2 protein-coding genes are annotated in these 813 nt (G+C 59.9%); both read right to left on the bottom strand.

Features of this window, described 5'->3' with window-relative positions; all coding sequences use genetic code 11:
• On the bottom strand, positions 1 to 369 hold a 369-nt coding region (locus tag SP6_RS21155), incomplete at its 3' end, for a hypothetical protein (RefSeq protein WP_042469570.1).
• The coding region (locus SP6_RS19815; RefSeq protein ID WP_042469571.1) for a DNA methyltransferase at positions 366 to 813 on the bottom strand (448 nt) is incomplete at its 5' end. The genes SP6_RS19815 and SP6_RS21155, both read right to left, overlap by 4 nt.

Below are 813 nucleotides of genomic sequence, written 5' to 3'. Positions count from 1 at the left end.
GGCGAGAACAAACCAACCTTTCAGCTCAATACCCATGAGAATGCGGTCAGCTTCCGGCACACCGGGCGCAGTCGTTTGCAACCGAACGTCAGGAAACACTTGGGCCTGCCTGACGAACGAATAGATTTCATATTCGTGGTTGGGGTCCCACAGATCGCGCAGGTCATTGAGGTTTTCGACCACGGACGCTTCAATAGCTGCCCCTAACGGCGTATTCAGCGTGAACAGGTCTGTTGCGCTGATGCCAGCAATCCGCAGGGACGTGCGGAACCGTGACGGCAGGGCGTGCAGTGCATCAATGACGCGGTCATATAGACCCCGATGCGGAGAGGTCTGGGCTGGCCCGTTGCTGCGAACCGGAGCCGTCAAGAGACCGCTCGCAGATCGCAGGAGTTGATGGCGGATCGCACTCGTTCGGTGGCGGCGTCGAAGAATACCGGGTTCAGCTCGGCAGCATGTGCGCGGCGTCCGCTTCGGATTGCCGCGACCGTTGCAGACATAAGGCCACCGAAGGGCTCCCAGACCACGTCGTTGGGATCGGTCGCGGCCAAAATCTGGCGTTCCATCAGCGTGAGCGGCTTTTGGTTTGCATGGAGATAGCCCGTTCCGGTCGGGTTTTTGACGCGCTCGGCACCATGAACAGGCGGTTCCTGCCACACATTCGTTCGGCCGTGAACATGGGTCCACTTCGCACGCATTCGGTCCCAGACGGTGGCCTTAACCGGCGTGACGCCATCAAGCGAGAAATAGGGCCGGTTCGTTTTCGCCCCATACTTCGTGCACCATTTCGCCATAGCGACGATGGCGTCGCCG

This window comes from Sphingomonas paucimobilis NBRC 13935 (assembly GCF_000739895.2).
GTDB lineage: Bacteria > Pseudomonadota > Alphaproteobacteria > Sphingomonadales > Sphingomonadaceae > Sphingomonas > Sphingomonas paucimobilis.
This window is presented reverse-complemented; position numbering and strand designations above follow the sequence as displayed.